This window comes from Pseudoteredinibacter isoporae, assembly GCF_011602085.1.
Classification (GTDB): Bacteria; Pseudomonadota; Gammaproteobacteria; order Pseudomonadales; family Cellvibrionaceae; genus Pseudoteredinibacter; species Pseudoteredinibacter isoporae.
The window spans coordinates 195,659-211,335 of record NZ_JAAONY010000001.1 but is presented as its reverse complement, the minus strand read 5'-3'; the positions used below and the strand labels follow the sequence as shown (position 1 = coordinate 211,335).

At 51.7% G+C, this 15,677-nt stretch carries 12 protein-coding genes; 8 read left to right on the top strand and 4 right to left on the bottom strand.

Going from position 1 to position 15,677, the window contains the following annotated elements; genetic code table 11:
• Window positions 1-7: 7 nt before the first annotated feature.
• Genes G8768_RS00865 through gshB form a run of 3 tightly spaced genes read right to left on the bottom strand, consistent with a single transcriptional unit; the run spans window position 8 to window position 2,466 of the window.
• Window positions 8-577: a YqgE/AlgH family protein gene (locus G8768_RS00865; protein WP_166852820.1), complete on the bottom strand. Its 570-nt coding sequence runs from the start codon at window positions 575-577 to the stop codon at window positions 8-10.
• Window positions 578-591: 14 nt separating this feature from the next.
• On the bottom strand, window positions 592-1,461 hold the full coding sequence (locus tag G8768_RS00860) for an energy transducer TonB (protein ID WP_166852822.1): 870 nt from the start codon (window positions 1,459-1,461) through the stop codon (window positions 592-594).
• A 57-nt stretch (window positions 1,462-1,518) separates the two neighbouring features.
• Window positions 1,519-2,466, bottom strand: coding sequence for a glutathione synthase (gshB, locus tag G8768_RS00855; protein ID WP_166852823.1), 948 nt, complete (start codon window positions 2,464-2,466; stop codon window positions 1,519-1,521).
• 450 nt (window positions 2,467-2,916) lie between these two features.
• Here gshB and pilG point away from each other — a divergent pair, with 450 nt between their 5' ends.
• The 8 genes from pilG (at window position 2,917) to G8768_RS00815 (ending at window position 14,884) form a co-directional block, all read left to right on the top strand.
• Window positions 2,917-3,309 (top strand): twitching motility response regulator PilG, encoded by a 393-nt coding sequence (pilG, locus tag G8768_RS00850; RefSeq protein WP_166852824.1) that lies wholly within the window; start codon window positions 2,917-2,919, stop codon window positions 3,307-3,309.
• A 38-nt stretch (window positions 3,310-3,347) separates the two neighbouring features.
• Window positions 3,348-3,710 (top strand): twitching motility response regulator PilH, encoded by a 363-nt coding sequence (gene pilH / locus G8768_RS00845; protein ID WP_166852825.1) that lies wholly within the window; start codon window positions 3,348-3,350, stop codon window positions 3,708-3,710.
• A gap of 31 nt (window positions 3,711-3,741) precedes the next feature.
• The gene (locus tag G8768_RS00840) at window positions 3,742-4,284 is read left to right on the top strand and encodes a chemotaxis protein CheW (protein WP_166852826.1); all 543 of its coding nucleotides are present in this window, start codon (window positions 3,742-3,744) and stop codon (window positions 4,282-4,284) included.
• Between the two features lie 73 nt (window positions 4,285-4,357).
• Window positions 4,358-6,520 (top strand): methyl-accepting chemotaxis protein, encoded by a 2,163-nt coding sequence (locus G8768_RS00835; protein WP_166852827.1) that lies wholly within the window; start codon window positions 4,358-4,360, stop codon window positions 6,518-6,520.
• Between the two features lie 52 nt (window positions 6,521-6,572).
• Window positions 6,573-7,448 carry a CheR family methyltransferase gene (locus G8768_RS00830; RefSeq protein ID WP_166852828.1) on the top strand — a complete coding sequence of 292 codons (876 nt, stop codon included), beginning with the start codon at window positions 6,573-6,575 and terminating at the stop codon, window positions 7,446-7,448.
• A gap of 18 nt (window positions 7,449-7,466) precedes the next feature.
• The gene (locus G8768_RS00825; protein WP_167202719.1) at window positions 7,467-13,418 is read left to right on the top strand and encodes a hybrid sensor histidine kinase/response regulator; all 5,952 of its coding nucleotides are present in this window, start codon (window positions 7,467-7,469) and stop codon (window positions 13,416-13,418) included.
• A gap of 1 nt (window position 13,419) precedes the next feature.
• Window positions 13,420-14,400, top strand: a complete 981-nt coding sequence (locus G8768_RS00820; RefSeq protein ID WP_166852831.1) for a chemotaxis protein CheB — start codon at window positions 13,420-13,422, stop codon at window positions 14,398-14,400.
• 13 nt (window positions 14,401-14,413) lie between these two features.
• Window positions 14,414-14,884 (top strand): chemotaxis protein CheW, encoded by a 471-nt coding sequence (locus G8768_RS00815; protein WP_166852833.1) that lies wholly within the window; start codon window positions 14,414-14,416, stop codon window positions 14,882-14,884.
• A gap of 23 nt (window positions 14,885-14,907) precedes the next feature.
• Here the strand turns inward: G8768_RS00815 and G8768_RS00810 are convergent, their stop codons facing one another.
• Window positions 14,908-15,633 carry a 16S rRNA (uracil(1498)-N(3))-methyltransferase gene (locus G8768_RS00810; RefSeq protein ID WP_166852835.1) on the bottom strand — a complete coding sequence of 242 codons (726 nt, stop codon included), beginning with the start codon at window positions 15,631-15,633 and terminating at the stop codon, window positions 14,908-14,910.
• Window positions 15,634-15,677: the final 44 nt, after the last annotated feature.

Here is a 15,677-nt window from a genome sequence, read left to right as displayed (position 1 = left end):
AAAAGACTCAGGCGTGACCTGCAGTGGATTGCAGCGTGTTTGGATCAAAACCCAAAGAGGCAACTGCTTTTTGCCATTTAAGATGGCTGGGAACCTGGAACAGAATTTCCACAGTAGCCGGGGCGGTTAGCCAGCTATTGCTCTGAATTTCATCTTCCAATTGGTCAGGTGCCCAGCCGGCATAGCCGAGGCTGACCAGGAATTTTTCGGGCCCCGCACCGGTGGCGATATGTTCGAGCACTTCCAGCGACCCTGACAGCGCAACCTCTTCACAAATGATGTCAGATTTCGGGTATGGACCATTGTCAGTGCTGTGCAAAATAAACCCTTGCTCCTGTCGAACGGGGCCGCCATGCAAAACTTTTTGTGGCAGTTCCTGTTCGGCATTGATGTCCAGTTGCTCCAATAGCTCGTCGAGTTGAGCTTCGGTTTCCTGATTGATAATCAGGCCCATGGCGCCCTCATCATCGTGATGACAAATATAGATCAAACTGCGTTCAAAGCTTGGGTCGTTCAGGCCGGGCATGGCAATCAAAAATTGATTGGCGAGGTTCATGGTTTGCTTGGGTGTGGACATGGTGGCCCCCGCGATTAGCGACTGGTGCTCAAACCGGAAATTTCAAAATGCCAGGTTCGAATGATCTCCAGTTTATCAGTTGTCTTGCGAATTTCATTAGGAAATGGGGCAAACGGTGAGGCCAGGTAGACAATTTGCAATGCGGCGCGGTCGAGCAGTTTTTGGCCGGAAGAATGCAGGATCTCGACCTTGTCGACATTGCCGTTGGGCAGCAGGGTTACGGCGGCGCGCAAGGTGCCAGTGATGCCGCGACGTAGCGCTTCATCCGGGTAATTGCGGTTGCCGACAAATTCAATTTTACTGGCCCATTTGCTCAGGTATTCCGCATCGATAGACGCTCTTGTCGCGACAGAGGTAATGCGACGGATGCGCGGGCGTTTGGCATAGGCTTGGCGTTGTCTCGCGAGCTTGGCGTGCAGGCTGGCAATTTCGGCGCTGTGTTGCAGTTCCACATTGGATTTGCCGTCGCTGGCTTGCTTGCGCTGTTGCTTATCCTGGGCCAGATTAATTTTTCGGCTTTTGCCGTTGCTTGCAATGACTTTTTGCTGCAGGGCTTCCTGTTCGCTGCGCAGCCGTTCAGTGGGTGGCGTAATTTCGCGAATCTGGGTGTCGGCAATGGGTGCCTGCTTGTCGACCGTGAGTTCTCTCAAGTCCTCAACAGTGCCGCTGGCCTGTTGATTATTCTGGGCCAGAAAGTCGGCTTTTTCCGGAGCGTTTTGATCTTTGTGCGTCGCCAGTGTGATATTCAAAGAGGCCGCGGGCTTGGGCTCCATATCAATATCGAATGTGAGCCCAAGAATGATCAAGGCATGCACGGCCACCGCGACAAAGGCGGTAAAGTACAGGCGATCATTGCTGCTGGGTGTGGAGGCGGCTATAGACATCGGGCGATTATAACAGCGCTGGCTCGCAAGCAAACGCTGTGCTTGGTGTTTTCGGAATTAATTCAATCGTTTAGCGATTGCGTCCATCAGCTGTTGGCCAATATTTGTGCCGTAGGCGGCATCAATTTCGCGGACACAAGTTGGGCTGGTGACATTAATTTCGGTTAGATAATCACCGATCACATCAAGGCCCACAAACAAGAGGCCTTTTTCTTTTAAGGTGGGAGCAACCTGAGCGGCAATCCAGCGATCCCTTTCGCTCAGCTCCTGGGCTACACCGCGACCGCCGGCGGCCAGATTACCGCGGGTCTCACCTTCGGCAGGAATGCGGGCCAGGCAGTAGGGCACGGCTTCGCCATCCACCACTAGAATGCGCTTGTCGCCATTGCTGATGTCGGGGATAAACTTCTGGGCCATGATGGTTTCCTGGCCAAAGCGGGTCAGTGTTTCCAGGATGACACCGACATTAGGGTCGTCTTGCTTGCAGCGGAAGATGCCCGCGCCACCCATGCCGTCCAGAGGTTTGAAAATGACGTCGCCATGCTGCTGATGAAAGTCGCGCAGTTGTTGATCACTGCGGCTGACCAGTACCGGTGGGCAGCATTCGGGAAACTGGGTAGCAAAGACCTTTTCGTTGCAGTCGCGCAGACTTTGGGGCTTGTTAACGATCAGGCAGCCTTCTCGCTCGGCCGCTTCCAGAATGTAGCTTGAGTAAATGAATTCTGAATCAAAGGGCGGGTCCTTACGCATCAATACGGCGTTCAGCTCGGCCAGAGGCTGTTGCTGTGCGTCGCCCAATTCGAACCACTTTTCCGGATTGGCGAATACCTTCAGGGGCTTCATATTGGCCATTGCGCGGCCCTGGTCCAGGTATAAATCGGCCTGTTCCATATAAAAAAGTTCCCATCCCCGATCAGCGGCAGCCAATAATAATGCTAAAGTGGTATCTTTTTTATATGTGATGGCGGATATTGGGTCCATTACGACGCCAAGTTTTACCTGCATGATCAAGCCTCTTCGAGAAATGTGGAGGGCAAGCATAAGAACTTGCGTGGCATTAGGCAAATGCTGTTTTGTGTCAAAGTACTGTCAAGGGAATGCTGTACAGTGGCGGGTAAATCTACGCCTGTCGGTACTGTGTATTCTTTGCTCAAGCACCGCCTGGTGGAGAAATTGGTTTGCTTTTATGTCTCCCTGGCGCGACATATCCCTTAACTCTGTGAGCCTTTGCTTATCTATTTCAACAGGTTATGGATAAAAGCTAGGAACTGTGTTAAAAACTGGCTGCTTGGCTGTAGCAATTGTTGAGCTGGAGAATTTCCAGCCAGCCCGTTGGCCGGACAGATATAGCCGCAAGCCAGGGGGAACCCGGCTATACGACGTAACGTCAGCCAATAAAAACAGCCCCGCAGAAGCGGATAATTATTATAGCTACTACTCAAAGGTTACGATCCGATGGATGTAGATTTCGAAAGCCTTACGGTGATGGTCATCGACGACAGTAAAACGATTCGTCGTACGGCTGAAACCCTGCTTAAGAAAGTAGGTTGCGCCGTAGTAACGGCGACAGATGGATTTGATGCGCTGGCGAAGATTGCCGACAACAGACCAGACATTATCTTCGTTGATATCATGATGCCGCGTTTGGATGGCTATCAAACCTGCGCATTAATTAAAAATAATAGTCAATTTAAATCTACCCCGGTGATCATGTTGTCCAGTAAAGACGGCCTGTTCGATAAAGCCAAAGGGCGGATTGTTGGTTCGGATGAATACCTGACCAAACCTTTCAGCAAGAGTGAACTGATCGGCGCTATCGAATCCCAAGTGCGCCTGACCAGTGCCTAATCTCTAAACAAAAACTATAAGCCAGCATTGGGGGGAATATGGCAACCGTACTTATTATCGATGATTCACCGACAGAGACCCACAAACTCTCGGGTATGTTAAGTAAGAACGGACATGCAGTGATCACAGCAGACACTGGCGAATCAGGCATGGACAAAGCCAAAGCAGAGCGCCCGGATGTGGTGTTGATGGATATTGTCATGCCGGGCCTGAATGGCTTTCAGGCAACTCGACAATTAACCAAATCACCTGAAACGGCAAATATCCCGGTCATTATCGTGACCACGAAAGACCAGCAGACCGATAAGGTCTGGGGGATGCGCCAGGGCGCCAAAGCCTATTTAACAAAGCCGATTGAAGAAAAAACACTGCTGCAAACTATCAGCGATGTGATGTCTTGATAGCGCAGGAGCTGAAACAGCAGGTAACACTATGAGCGCAACAGCTACCGCTTTTGATGTATTGGCTGAGCTGTCTCTGACAGCCAAGCCCGGCGGCGCCGGTAAAGACCTCGACGCTGAAGCTCAGTTGCAGTGGAGCGGCATTGGCTTCTCCCTCTTCGGCGAACACTTTATTGCCCCCGTTGGCGAAGTCTCTGAAATGCTTGAGATTCCCGCGTCCACCCGCTTGCCCGGTGTTCAGCCCTGGGTAACGGGTGTGGCGAATGTGCGTGGTCGACTGTTACCTCTGTTCGATATGGCCGCTTTTTTTGGCGGCAAGCTCAGCGTTTCGAAAAGACAACACCGAGTGTTGATTCTCGAAAGGGAAAATATTTACGCGGGCCTGGTTGTGGATCATGTATTCGGAATGCAGCATTTCCCTCTTGAAACGTTTCAAGAACAGGCCAATAGCGAATTGGAGGCTGTACAGGACTGTCTGGCGGGTTGTTATCAATTACCTGATAACAGTTGGCAAGTGTTCAGTACCGCTAAATTAATTGAAGACCCAAGATTTTCCAACGCAGCTTTGAGTTAATGCCGATGCCGTGTCATGCGGCGAGTCTTTGGGAAATTTAAACAATAATGCTCGTAGGTCAGGAGCGCCTAGCATGAAAAATGATTCTAAGAGTTTTGCCTTAACCATACGCAGCAACCCGTTTATGGCGGCGTTGATTGCGGCTTTGGTAGCGTCGTTGATCGCCATGGCGGTCAGCTTCTATTTACTTCAGCGCGATGCTGGTAAAGACCAGGCGCAGCTCCAGTTAACGGCCGAGCTGCGAGCCTCTTCTTATCGATTGACGGCACTGTCCCGGGAATCGACCTCCGGTGACGAGAAAGCCTTCTCCGAACTGTCGAAGGTGGTTGCCGAGATGGATGGCAAATGGCAGGAACTGCGCTCCCAGGACGACAGCAACCGCACTATGATGGCCGCTGAGTACGCTGCGTTTGACAGTGTATGGCAACGCGTAAAATCGAACTCGCGCACCATTATTAACAACAAAGATACGATTATCTTTCTGAACGATGTTGCGAACACTCTGAACCAATCGCTGCCTGAACTGCAGGCTGAGCACAACAACATTGTAGAAATCCTTTTGGAAAGTAATGCACCGGCGGATCAGGTGGCGGTAGCCCAGATGCAATCCTGGCGTGCGGAACGTATCGGTCGAAACGTGGACAAGATGCTTCGCGGTGGTTCCGATGCTATGGAATCTGCGGACCAGTTTAACCTCGATGCGAACTTGTTCGGTAAGGTATTGACCGGTATGAGCGATGGTGATGTGGCGATGAGCATCTCCAAGGTAACCGATACCGACGCGATCGACTCACTGGTAGAAATTAAAGAACTGTTCGACTTTGTAAGTTCCTCGGTAAAAGAAATTTTTGAAGCGTCTCCATCGCTGTTTAAAGCGCGTCAGGCGGCTGACGCACTGCTGGATGACTCTCCTGTACTGCTGGAAACCCTGAGTGATTTGACCGACGGTATTTCCAGTTCTTCCGAACAACGTCAGCCAAACAACACCACCATCGCCATTATCGCGTTGATCGGCGTTGTTCTGTTGATCGTCATTGGTGCCCAGCTTCTGAGCAGTTCTCGTAAGCGTCTGGAAGAATCTGCGGCGGCGAACGAACGTAACCAGCAGGCGATTCTGCGACTCCTTGACGAACTGGCCGACCTCGCTGACGGTGACTTGACCACTTCGGCAACGGTAACGGAAGACTTCACCGGGGCCATTGCGGACTCGGTTAACTACGCGATTGACCAACTTCGTATTCTGGTATCCCGAATTAACGAAACCTCGACCAGTGTATCGTCGGCGGCACAGGGCACCCAGCAGACTGCACTGCATCTTGCCGAAGCTTCCGAGCACCAGGCCCAGGAAATTGCCGGTGCATCCGCGGCGGTTAATGAAATGGCCGTGACAATTGACCAAGTATCCGTAAACGCCGCCGAATCAGCGGGCGTTGCGGAGCGATCGGTAACGATCGCAAACAACGGTGCGAAAGTGGTACAGAACACCATCACGGGCATGGATACCATTCGTGAGCAGATTCAGGATACCTCGAAGCGTATTAAACGACTGGGTGAATCGTCCCAGGAGATTGGTGATATCGTAAGCTTGATTAACGACATTGCTGACCAAACGAACATTCTTGCATTGAACGCCGCAATTCAGGCATCGATGGCGGGTGACGCCGGTCGAGGCTTTGCGGTGGTTGCGGACGAGGTACAGCGACTTGCGGAACGTTCTGCGGCGGCAACCAAGCAGATTGAAGGCCTGGTAAAAGCGATTCAGAACGATACCAACGAAGCGGTAATGTCGATGGAACAAACCACCACCGAGGTGGTGAAGGGTGCTCGCCTGGCACAGGATGCGGGTGTTGCACTGGAAGAAATTGAGGGCGTATCGTCCAGCTTGGCTGAATTGATTCAGAGCATTTCGAACGCTGCACGTCAGCAGGCTTCATCAGCCGGCCACATTTCCAACACGATGAACGTGATTCAGGAAATTACCTCGCAAACCTCATCCGGTACCAGTGCTACGGCACAGTCGATTGGTAACCTGGCCGATATGGCGACCGATCTTCAGGATTCGGTTGCAGGCTTCACCTTACCGGAAGGTATGCGCATGGCTTCTGCCAATGAAGATGATGTGGTCTTCGATGGCGGTGATGATCAAGACGTTGAAATCAATCTGGATGACGTCGATGGACTGGATGCCTCTTACGACAGCGATGAAGAAGTTTTAGAGGTGGCGGGTAACCAATAAGGGCCTGTTGACGCTTGCTGATAGAGCGAATAATTAGAAGTAAAAAATGTAGATGTCCTGGTCTTTACAAGTTTCAACGGGCTTAACGGATTTAGAGTTCAACCGCTGGCGAAAACTACTGGAAAAAAGAGCGGGCATCGCAGTTGGTCAACAGCTGCGCAGTCTCCTGCAGGTGCAAATAAACCAGCGCATGCAGGCCATTGGGTATAGAGACTACTCAGACTATTACGAATTTGTGAGTAGTGGTTTGGGTGGCAGGCTGGAGCAGGCCTTATTAATCGAAAAGTTGGTGGTTAGTGAAACCAGCTTTTTTCGACACCGGGCTTCTTATGATTTTGTAAGTATGGCCTTTGCCCGTTTTCTGGAGCAAAGAGAAGCGCAGGACAAACAGACAGCCGACTGTTTTGATGTGTGGAGTGTAGGCTGCGCGAGTGGAGAAGAACCTTATTCCCTGGCGATGGATCTTGAAGATCAGCTGGCTGGAAAAAGCCTCTACGGTTCGGGCTTTTACAGTGTTGTGGCGACGGATATCAGTCACAAAGCCATAGCCCAGGCGCGTAACGGAGTTTACACAGCATCAAGGATGGCTGCCGTGCCCGATGCACAAAAGCAGCACTATTTTGAAAAATTAAACGACGGGCGCTATAAAGTTAAAGCGGCGTTGGCAAAGAATATTTGTTTTAGCCAGGCAAATATTGTTGATATCGACAACATGCCAATGGTCAAAATGGATCTGGTGTTTACGCAGAATATGTTGGTCTATTTCCGTAAACCCCAGCGCCTGAGAATATTAGATTACATTGCCGAGCGACTGAAACCGGGTGGGTTTTTGGTGTTGGGCTTGGGCGAGGTAACCAAATGGCATAATCCACGCATGCAGGCGGTGGATATCGGTGCCGTTCAGGTTTATCAGCGCAACGTAGAATAATTGGGGAAACTTCCTGCTATGGAAGAAAAAAGAGACTTAACAGCACTGGATTGGGTGCTTGGAGAAATTTCCGAGTCATTAAATCAATCTCGCCAAGCTCTAGAAGCCTATATGGGCGATGTCCAGGACATTACCCAATTACGTTTTTGCCTGACACACCTGCATCAGGTTTACGGCAGCTTGCAAATGGTCGAGCTCGAAGGTCCAACCATGTTGGCCCAGGAAATGGAGCTGTTGACCCAGGAAATGCTCAATGGCGCTGTGGCCGCTGACAGTACCGTCGCCAATACGCTTATGCGAGCGATTGTGCAATTACCTCTATTTCTGCAACAAATTCAGCAGGGTCAGGGGTTCCACTCTTCGGCGGTTTTCCCTCTGGTTAATGAGCTGCGTTCCGCGCGTGGCGATTCTCTGATTATCGATTCGGTTGGCTTTAAACCTGATTTATCTCCTTTGCAATTGCGCTTCGGTGTCGCGCCCAAGCTGCTGGAAAATCAGGAACACTTTTTAGCGGTGGCCAAAAAATTGCAGCAGATGTTTCAGTTTGCTGCGGCCAGTGTGTTGCGTGGCATGAATGTGCAGGACAATCGCGACTATCTGAATAAAATCTTTTTGCGGTTAAAGGCCATCAGTCAGGCCAGTCCCCGTCTTCAGCAGTGGGACATAGCGAAAGCCTGGTTAGATAGCCTCAGCAATGAAGATCTGTCTAATGGTTTGGCTGTGCGTGCGTTGATGCGTCACCTGCATCGCGACATCAAATTAATTTCCCAGCAGGGTGTGCCGGCTTTGAATTCGGCACCCAGCCCGGAATTGTTGCGCACCTTATTGTTTTATGTGGCCTGCAGCACCGCTTCTTCCGATGCCATTCGCGCGGTGCGCGAACGCTATGCTCTGGATGAAGCTTTTGGTGGTGATGAACAATCCGCCATCAGCGGCGTTTCCGAGCCGCAGCTGGATACCATTCGTTCGGTTACCAAAGCTCTGAAAGAAGAGCTGGATGAAATTAAGCAAACGCTGGAACGCTTTAATGAAGATGGTGGCGATGCTCAGCCACTTGAAGATATTTTGCCTGTTTTCCAGCGCGTAGCAGACACCATGATGGTTATGGGCGTCAATGAACTGCCCAAACAAGTCAATCAAATTGAAGAATCTCTGCGTCTGAAGTTGCGCGACGGTGAATTGCACAGCCAGGAGTTGATGCAGTTTGCTGAGCGGATTCTGAATGTTGAACATCAACTGGAAGCGATTGCGAGTTCCGGTCGTTTGCAGGAAACCGTAGACAATAAAACCCTGGCAGCGCTGCGAATCGATGACGCGCAACAGGCGGTGGTTCAGGAATCCTATTCCCGACTTGAAACAGTTAAACAATCCATTGTTGAGTACATTGCATCCCAATGGGATGTCGCGCATTTGCAAAGTGCTCCGGGCTTATTGAAAGAAATTGCCGGTGGTCTGGCGATTATTCCTTTGCAGCGTGCTGCGAATATTTTGTACACCTCGGCACGTTACATCGACGATAAATTGCTGATCGGTGATGCTGGTGCTCCCCAGTGGGTTGAGCTGGATACCTTGGCCGATGCCATTTCCAGCGTGGAATACTATCTCGAAAAACTGCGCGCCGGCGTGGACAACAGCGAAGATCAATTGCTCGACGTTGCTGAAGAAAGTTTGGCAAACCTTGGTTATGCCGTCGTTGATATTCAGTACATTGACCCGGCCGAAGAAGAGCCCGAATCCGCCGATTCAGATGGTTTGGCCCTGGCGAGTGTCACCGAGATCGCGGCTGATGGAAGTGTTGAACATATCGACGCAAGCAATGACGAGCAGGAAGGTTTGGAGATCGAACTTTCCACCGCCGATGTTGCAGAAAACTCTTCATCGTCTGGCACAAGTCCTGTTGCCGCGATTGATGATTCAGGCGATGACGATGAAGTCGATAGCGAGATTCGCGAGATCTTTATTGAAGAAGCCAGCGAAGTTATCGAGTCCATTGATGATTACTTCCCGCGCTGGGCCATGGACTTCTCCGACAATGAATCCCTGGGTGAATTCCGCCGAGCCTTCCATACTCTGAAAGGCAGTGGCCGTTTGGTTAAGGCGTTCAGTATTGGTGAGTTGGCCTGGTCCGTAGAAAACATGCTCAACCGAGTAATCGATGGCGCCATTGATCCGAGCGAACAACAGGTTGGTTTAATCAATCGCGTACGCGAGCACCTTCCTGCACTGGTAACTGCCTTTGCCGATGATGTACCGGTGGACAATCAGGAAGAGTTACAACAGCTGCAAGACTGGGCCGCGGTTTTGGCTGATGGCGGAAACGTCGCAGAGTTGGATGGCAAAGCTCAAAGTGACGAAGTCGCAGAGCAGACGGACGAACAATCTTCCGCGAGTGTTGCCCCGCTGGCCGAGCTGGATGTCAGCAGCCAGAGTGGCGATGAACAAAATGCTGAAGCCAGCTCGGAAGACGAAGAGCGTGAAGAAGAATATCAGCTTTGGGATATTTTCGTTTCCGAAGCCGAGGGGCATTTGTACGAAGTCGGCCGCTTTAATGAGCGCATGTTGAATGCCGCTCCATTGTACGAAGCACCGAGCGATCCAATGCAAAGGGCCTTGCATACCTTGAAAGGCAGTGCCCATATGGCCGGCGTTACCGAAGTGGCAGAAATTGCGACGCCGCTGGAAGGTCTGGCCAAGGAAATGCGTAACTACCAGGTAATCCTCAATCAGGACAGCCTGCAGTTATTTATTGATGCCCGCGAATACATTCAAAAGGCGCTGGAACAAATTAAGGCCCGCCAGGATATTGAAATTCCTGAAAAGACATTGTTCCTGGCGCGTGTAGCCGAGCAGTATGAATTAAATGTTGGTCATCTGATTCATCAGGAGCAGGATTCCCCGTTGGGCTCTGCTGATCCAAGCAAACTGACGGCGTTTATGGCCGGCGGTATGGATTTGTTGCTTGATGCCGATCGCTTGCTGGTCAGCTGGCGCTCAGGCGGTCCGGCCGCTGATGTTGCTCAAATTACCAAAGAGTTGCATGCCTTGCATGAAGCCGCAGAACAGGCACGTTTGCCACAGGTTGCTTCAATCAGTGAGCAGTTGCTGGCGGTCTACAAAGAAGTTCCTGAAAATGTCGAAACACTCGACCACGATGTTCTGATGCATCTGGAAGAAGGGCATGAGAGCATTCTGGATATGCTGGATGCAGTCGCTGCAACTCAGGAGCTGCCACTGCCTCGTGAAGAACTGGCCGATTTGTTAGCCGCCGATGCGAAACAACTTGCTGAGCAGGTAGATGCAGAATCTACTTCTGCCGAAGCCGAAGCCGAAGCCGAAGCCGAAGCCGAAGCCGAAGCCGAAGCCGAAGCCGAAGCCGAAGCCGAAGCCGAAGCCGAAGCCGAAGCCGAAGCCCAGGGAGATGCAGCGGATGAATCTGACCTTGTCGAACTGGAGCTGGAAGCTGAAAACGATGCTGAGATTGATGCGTCCGATTCTGAAGAAGAAATAACACTCTCTGAGCCAGAGCCAGAAGTCGAAACGCCTGCGGTTGAAAACTTCGGTGCTGATTCGGAAGCCAGCGGCTATATCAGTGGCTTGCTTGCCGCTGCCGCGACATCCGATGTTCAAAAGGATGTGGAAGAACCGTTTGACGAAGAACTCGACGAAGAAGTCGATCCTGAAATTCTGGAAATCTTCTACGAAGAAGCTGAAGAGCAGATCGAAGAGATTGAAGAAGCGGTTCACGAATGGGAGAGTGCTCCGAACAGCACACAGCACGCTGATGAATTGAAGCGTGTTCTGCACACCTTGAAAGGTGGTGCGCGTCTGGCTGGCTTGTCCGGCTTGGGCGACCTGGCTCACGATTTTGAAACCTATCTGATCAACAATTCCGAACAGGCCAGCAAAGAGCCACAGTTCTTTGAGAAGGTGCATGAATACCAAGATCGTTTGATTCGCCGAATCAAAGCGACGGGCGATGACATTCCAGAGCCAAGTCCTGTAGAAGAGCCGGCTGAAGAGAGCGAACCTACAGAAGTCGCTATCGTTGAAACCGAACAGGTTCAGGTGCAGAGCAAAGCGCCGGTTCAGGGTGAGCAAAATCCCTTGCAAGTGCAGCGCAGTGCCCCGCAAGAAGTCATCAAGATGCCTGCGGATCTGCTGGAAAGCTTGGTTAACCTTGCGGGTGAGACCTCGATCTCTCGTGGTCGAATGGAGCAGCAGGTTTCGGATTGGGGACAATCCCTGGATGAAATGAATTCAACCATTGCGCGTTTGCAGGAACAGCTTCGCCGTTTGGATATTGAAACCGAAGCGCAGATTCTATTCCGTCAGGAGCAGTTGCAGCAGCACGAAGATTTTGACCCGCTGGAAATGGACCGTTATTCCCAGTTGCAGCAATTATCTCGCTCACTGACCGAGTCGGCTTCTGACTTGTTGGATTTGAAAGATACCCTGTCCGATAAAGCTCGTGATGCCGAACAGCTTCTGCTGCAACAGTCGCGTATTAATACCGATTTGCAGGAAGGTTTGATGCGTTCCCGAATGGTTCCGTTCTCGCGTATGGTGCCTCGTCTGCGTCGAATCGTCCGTCAGGTATCCAGCGAACTGGGCAAGCAGGTTAACCTGCAAATGGAAAACATCGAAGGTGAAATGGATCGCTCGGTATTGGAGCGCATGGTGACACCTCTCGAGCATATGCTGCGTAACGCGGTGGATCACGGTATTGAATCTGCCGAAGAACGAGCCGCGGAAAACAAATCTGCTATGGGCCGCATTACTTTGAGCCTGAGCCGAGAGGGTGGTGACGTTCTCTTGCGTTTGGCGGATGACGGTCGTGGTATTGATCTGGAAAAAGTTAAAGCCAAAGCGATCGAGCGCGGCATGATGTCGGCGGATGCTCAATTGAGCGATCGTGACATTATGCAGTTTGTTGTGCAGGCCGGCTTCTCAACTGCCGAATCGGTGACCCAGATTTCCGGTCGCGGTGTAGGCCTCGACGTGGTTAGCAGTGAAATCAAGCAGCTGGGTGGTGCGGTAACCATCAACTCCCAGCAGGGCCAGGGTACCGAGTTCCTGATTCGCCTGCCGTTTACGGTATCGGTGAACCGCGCTTTGATGGTACAGATTGGTGACGATTCTTATGCGCTGCCGTTGAATACCATTGAAGGTATTGTGCGTGTGAGCCCGTTTGAACTCGAGCATTACTATCAGGATCCCCAGGCGCGTTTTGAATACGCCGACGAAAACTACAAGGTTCGTTATCTGGGTGAGATGCTGGGTACCGGTGCGCAGCCAAAACTGGAAGATCAAATTCTTCCGCTGCCGGTTGTACTCGTTAGAACCACAGAACACGTGGTGGCGATTCAGGTGGATTCCCTGATGGGCAGCCGCGAGATCGTGGTAAAAAGTTTGGGGCCGCAGTTTGCCAGTGTGCAGGGCCTGTCTGGTGCAACCGTGATGGGTGATGGTAGCGTTGTTGTGATTATCGATCCAGTGGCTCTGATTCGTCGCCAGGAAGCAATGAGTTACCAGCCGCACTATCTGCCAGAAGAAGTGGCAATGCCGAGCAGCGAAAACGATGAAATTACCGTTATGGTGGTGGATGATTCCGTAACCGTACGCAAGGTTACTGGACGCTTCCTTGAGCGTCAGGGTTATCACGTTGTTGCGGCGAAAGACGGCATGGAAGCCATGAAGCTTCTTCAGGACGAGATTCCGGCCATCATGTTGCTGGATATCGAAATGCCACGAATGGACGGTTTTGAAGTGGCCAAAAACGTTCGCGGCAGTCGTCGTTTGCAAGACCTGCCGATCATCATGATTACTTCTCGTACTGGTGATAAACACCGCGAGCGCGCCATGGAGCTGGGCGTGAACAAATACATGGGTAAGCCGTTCCAGGAAGAAGCTCTGTTGGAAAACATCAATGAGCTGATTGGTATTGTGCCGCGTGCCTTAGAGCAAGCCTGATATGGAGCAGAGCTTGCCGGGCTTGCAATTAGGGCTGATTGCCAATGACGATTCGAGCTTACAGCGATTGCAGAAAATGCTGGAAGAGTTCGATTGCCAATGCCTCTACGCCGAAGTGTTGTCCGAAATAGATTGGCAAGGCCCAATACTGGACGTGCAGCCGGATGCCTGGATGGTGTGCGTTGATGACGCCGACAACAGCGAGTTGGCCGAATGGCTGGTGGAGCAGTCGGTGACGGTAATGTTGGCGGATGAAGCGGTTCCCGCAACACGTTCCGATGCCTTTCCGGAGTGGCGCCAGCGTTGGTTACACAAACTGCGCAAACTTAATGTTCATAAAGAAAAACCCCACTGGCCTAAACAGTTGTGGGTGTTGGCGGCGTCGACCGGTGGCCCGGAAGCGGTGGGTGAATTTTTATCCGAGCTGCCAGCAGATTTGGATGCGGGCTTTATTTATATTCAGCACAGCAGTGTTTCCGGTGAGCCTTTGATTCGACAGGTGGTTGCGAAACGCAGCGTGTATCCGGTGGAATTGGCCGAAGAAGGTCAGGCCGTTGCGCCCGGAAAAGTCTGGATGCTGGGTGCCAGTCGCCGTTTGTTATTGAACAGCCAGGGCCTGTTGGAAAGCGACGATAAACCCTGGGCCAGTGATTTTTCCCCGAGCATAGATCAGTTTGTGTATTCGGCGGCGAGTCGAATTTCCGGTCAAAATAATTGCCAGCTGGGCGTGATCATTTTTAGTGGTATGGCGGGCGATGGCGCCGAAGCCTGCCGCTTTGCCCAGCAGCGTGGCGTGGAGATCTGGACCCAGAGTCCGGAATCCAGCATCAGCCCTTTTATGCCGATGGCGGCTGCTGAAATTGCGCAGGTTAAATTCAGTGGCAGTCCTAAACAGTTAGCAGAGAAGCTTTGCGAACATCTGGCCAGTGTTTCGGAAACGGAAGAACCCGAAGAAGCCTGCCTGGAAAAAGTCGCGAGCTAGTCTGGAGTCAATTATGGAACAACTCACACAAGAACGTCCGAATGAGGTACCCAGCCTGGCGGTGCCAGTGTCCGGTTTTACCTTACTTCTGCCGACGATTTCCGTAGCGGAAATGGTGCCGTATCGAAAATCCCGATTTATTCCGGCTGAGCATGAAGCGAGTGGCTTTCTGGGACGGTATGAATGGCGAGACCAGAAGGTGCCACTGTTATCCTTTGAAGAGCTGAATGGTTTACCAAGGGGTGAGGTTTCCGGTTATAACCAGGTGGCCATCATTAATGCCACGGGCGTTAATTCCGAGCTGGCCTATGTGGCGGTCATCGCTCAGGGTATTCCTCACGTTGCACGAGTGACACCTGAAGCCATCCAGGAATTGAGTGACGCTGATGAGTATCCCTACGTCAAAATGACCGTTGTGGTTGACGGGCAAGAGGCGGTCATTCCCGATGTGCCTGCGCTGGAAGTGACAGCGGCGGAACTGTAGGGCGAACCCAACCTTCCACCCTTCTAAAAATCGCCCCAAAATTGTTGCAGCAGACTGAGTGCTGCCAGCGGGGCGGTTTCAGTACGCATGACCCTGGGGCCGAGGGTCAGCGGCGCAAAGCCAACTGTTCTGGCTGAGCCGATTTCCTCTTCGCTCAATCCGCCTTCAGGGCCAATCAGAATGCAGGCCTTTTCGACGGTTTTGGCCGGGTCCAGTGTTTCACTGTCGCGATGATGGAGTACCCACTTTTCACCTTCGGGTGCTACAGCAAGAAACCCGTCTAATGACGTGGGTGTGTTTAACTGTGGCAGCCGATTGCGCTGACATTGTTCGCAGGCACTGATCAGAATCTGATGCCAATGCTGAAGCTTTTTCTCCAGACGCGGGCCGTTTAATTTCACTTCGGTGCGTTCTGTGAACAGAGGGGTGATTTCCGTCACACCGAGTTCACAGGCTTTTTGCAACACCCAGTCCATCCGGTCACCACGGGATACACCAATCGCCAAATGGCTGTGCAGTGGGGATTCTCGATCGCCGCTGTTATGCTCGGTAATCGTTACTTGAGTGACTTTTTTGCCCACCTCATGAATAATAGCTGTGTATTCACCCCCTTGACCGTTAAATAGGATCAGTTCTCGCCCAGGCGTCATACGCAACACCTTGCCAAGGTGTCGTGAGGCCGCTTCCTCAAGACTGATGGTTAAGCCGGCTTGTAATTGCTGTGGGGTATAAATTCTCGGAATGCGCATAGCTAGATAGCTGGAGAGCTTGTAAATTTCAGCGACTGGGCGCC

Bases quoted from the DNA above. Each gene is read 5' to 3' on its own strand.
- G8768_RS00865 (WP_166852820.1), bottom strand. From the start codon at position 577: ATGTCCACACCCAAGCAAACCATGAACCTCGCCAATCAATTTTTGATT.
- G8768_RS00860 (WP_166852822.1), bottom strand. From the start codon at position 1,461: ATGTCTATAGCCGCCTCCACACCCAGCAGCAATGATCGCCTGTACTTT.
- gshB (WP_166852823.1), bottom strand. From the start codon at position 2,466: ATGCAGGTAAAACTTGGCGTCGTAATGGACCCAATATCCGCCATCACA.
- pilG (WP_166852824.1), top strand. From the start codon at position 2,917: ATGGATGTAGATTTCGAAAGCCTTACGGTGATGGTCATCGACGACAGT.
- pilH (WP_166852825.1), top strand. From the start codon at position 3,348: ATGGCAACCGTACTTATTATCGATGATTCACCGACAGAGACCCACAAA.
- G8768_RS00840 (WP_166852826.1), top strand. From the start codon at position 3,742: ATGAGCGCAACAGCTACCGCTTTTGATGTATTGGCTGAGCTGTCTCTG.
- G8768_RS00835 (WP_166852827.1), top strand. From the start codon at position 4,358: ATGAAAAATGATTCTAAGAGTTTTGCCTTAACCATACGCAGCAACCCG.
- G8768_RS00830 (WP_166852828.1), top strand. From the start codon at position 6,573: ATGTCCTGGTCTTTACAAGTTTCAACGGGCTTAACGGATTTAGAGTTC.
- G8768_RS00825 (WP_167202719.1), top strand. From the start codon at position 7,467: ATGGAAGAAAAAAGAGACTTAACAGCACTGGATTGGGTGCTTGGAGAA.
- G8768_RS00820 (WP_166852831.1), top strand. From the start codon at position 13,420: ATGGAGCAGAGCTTGCCGGGCTTGCAATTAGGGCTGATTGCCAATGAC.
- G8768_RS00815 (WP_166852833.1), top strand. From the start codon at position 14,414: ATGGAACAACTCACACAAGAACGTCCGAATGAGGTACCCAGCCTGGCG.
- G8768_RS00810 (WP_166852835.1), bottom strand. From the start codon at position 15,633: ATGCGCATTCCGAGAATTTATACCCCACAGCAATTACAAGCCGGCTTA.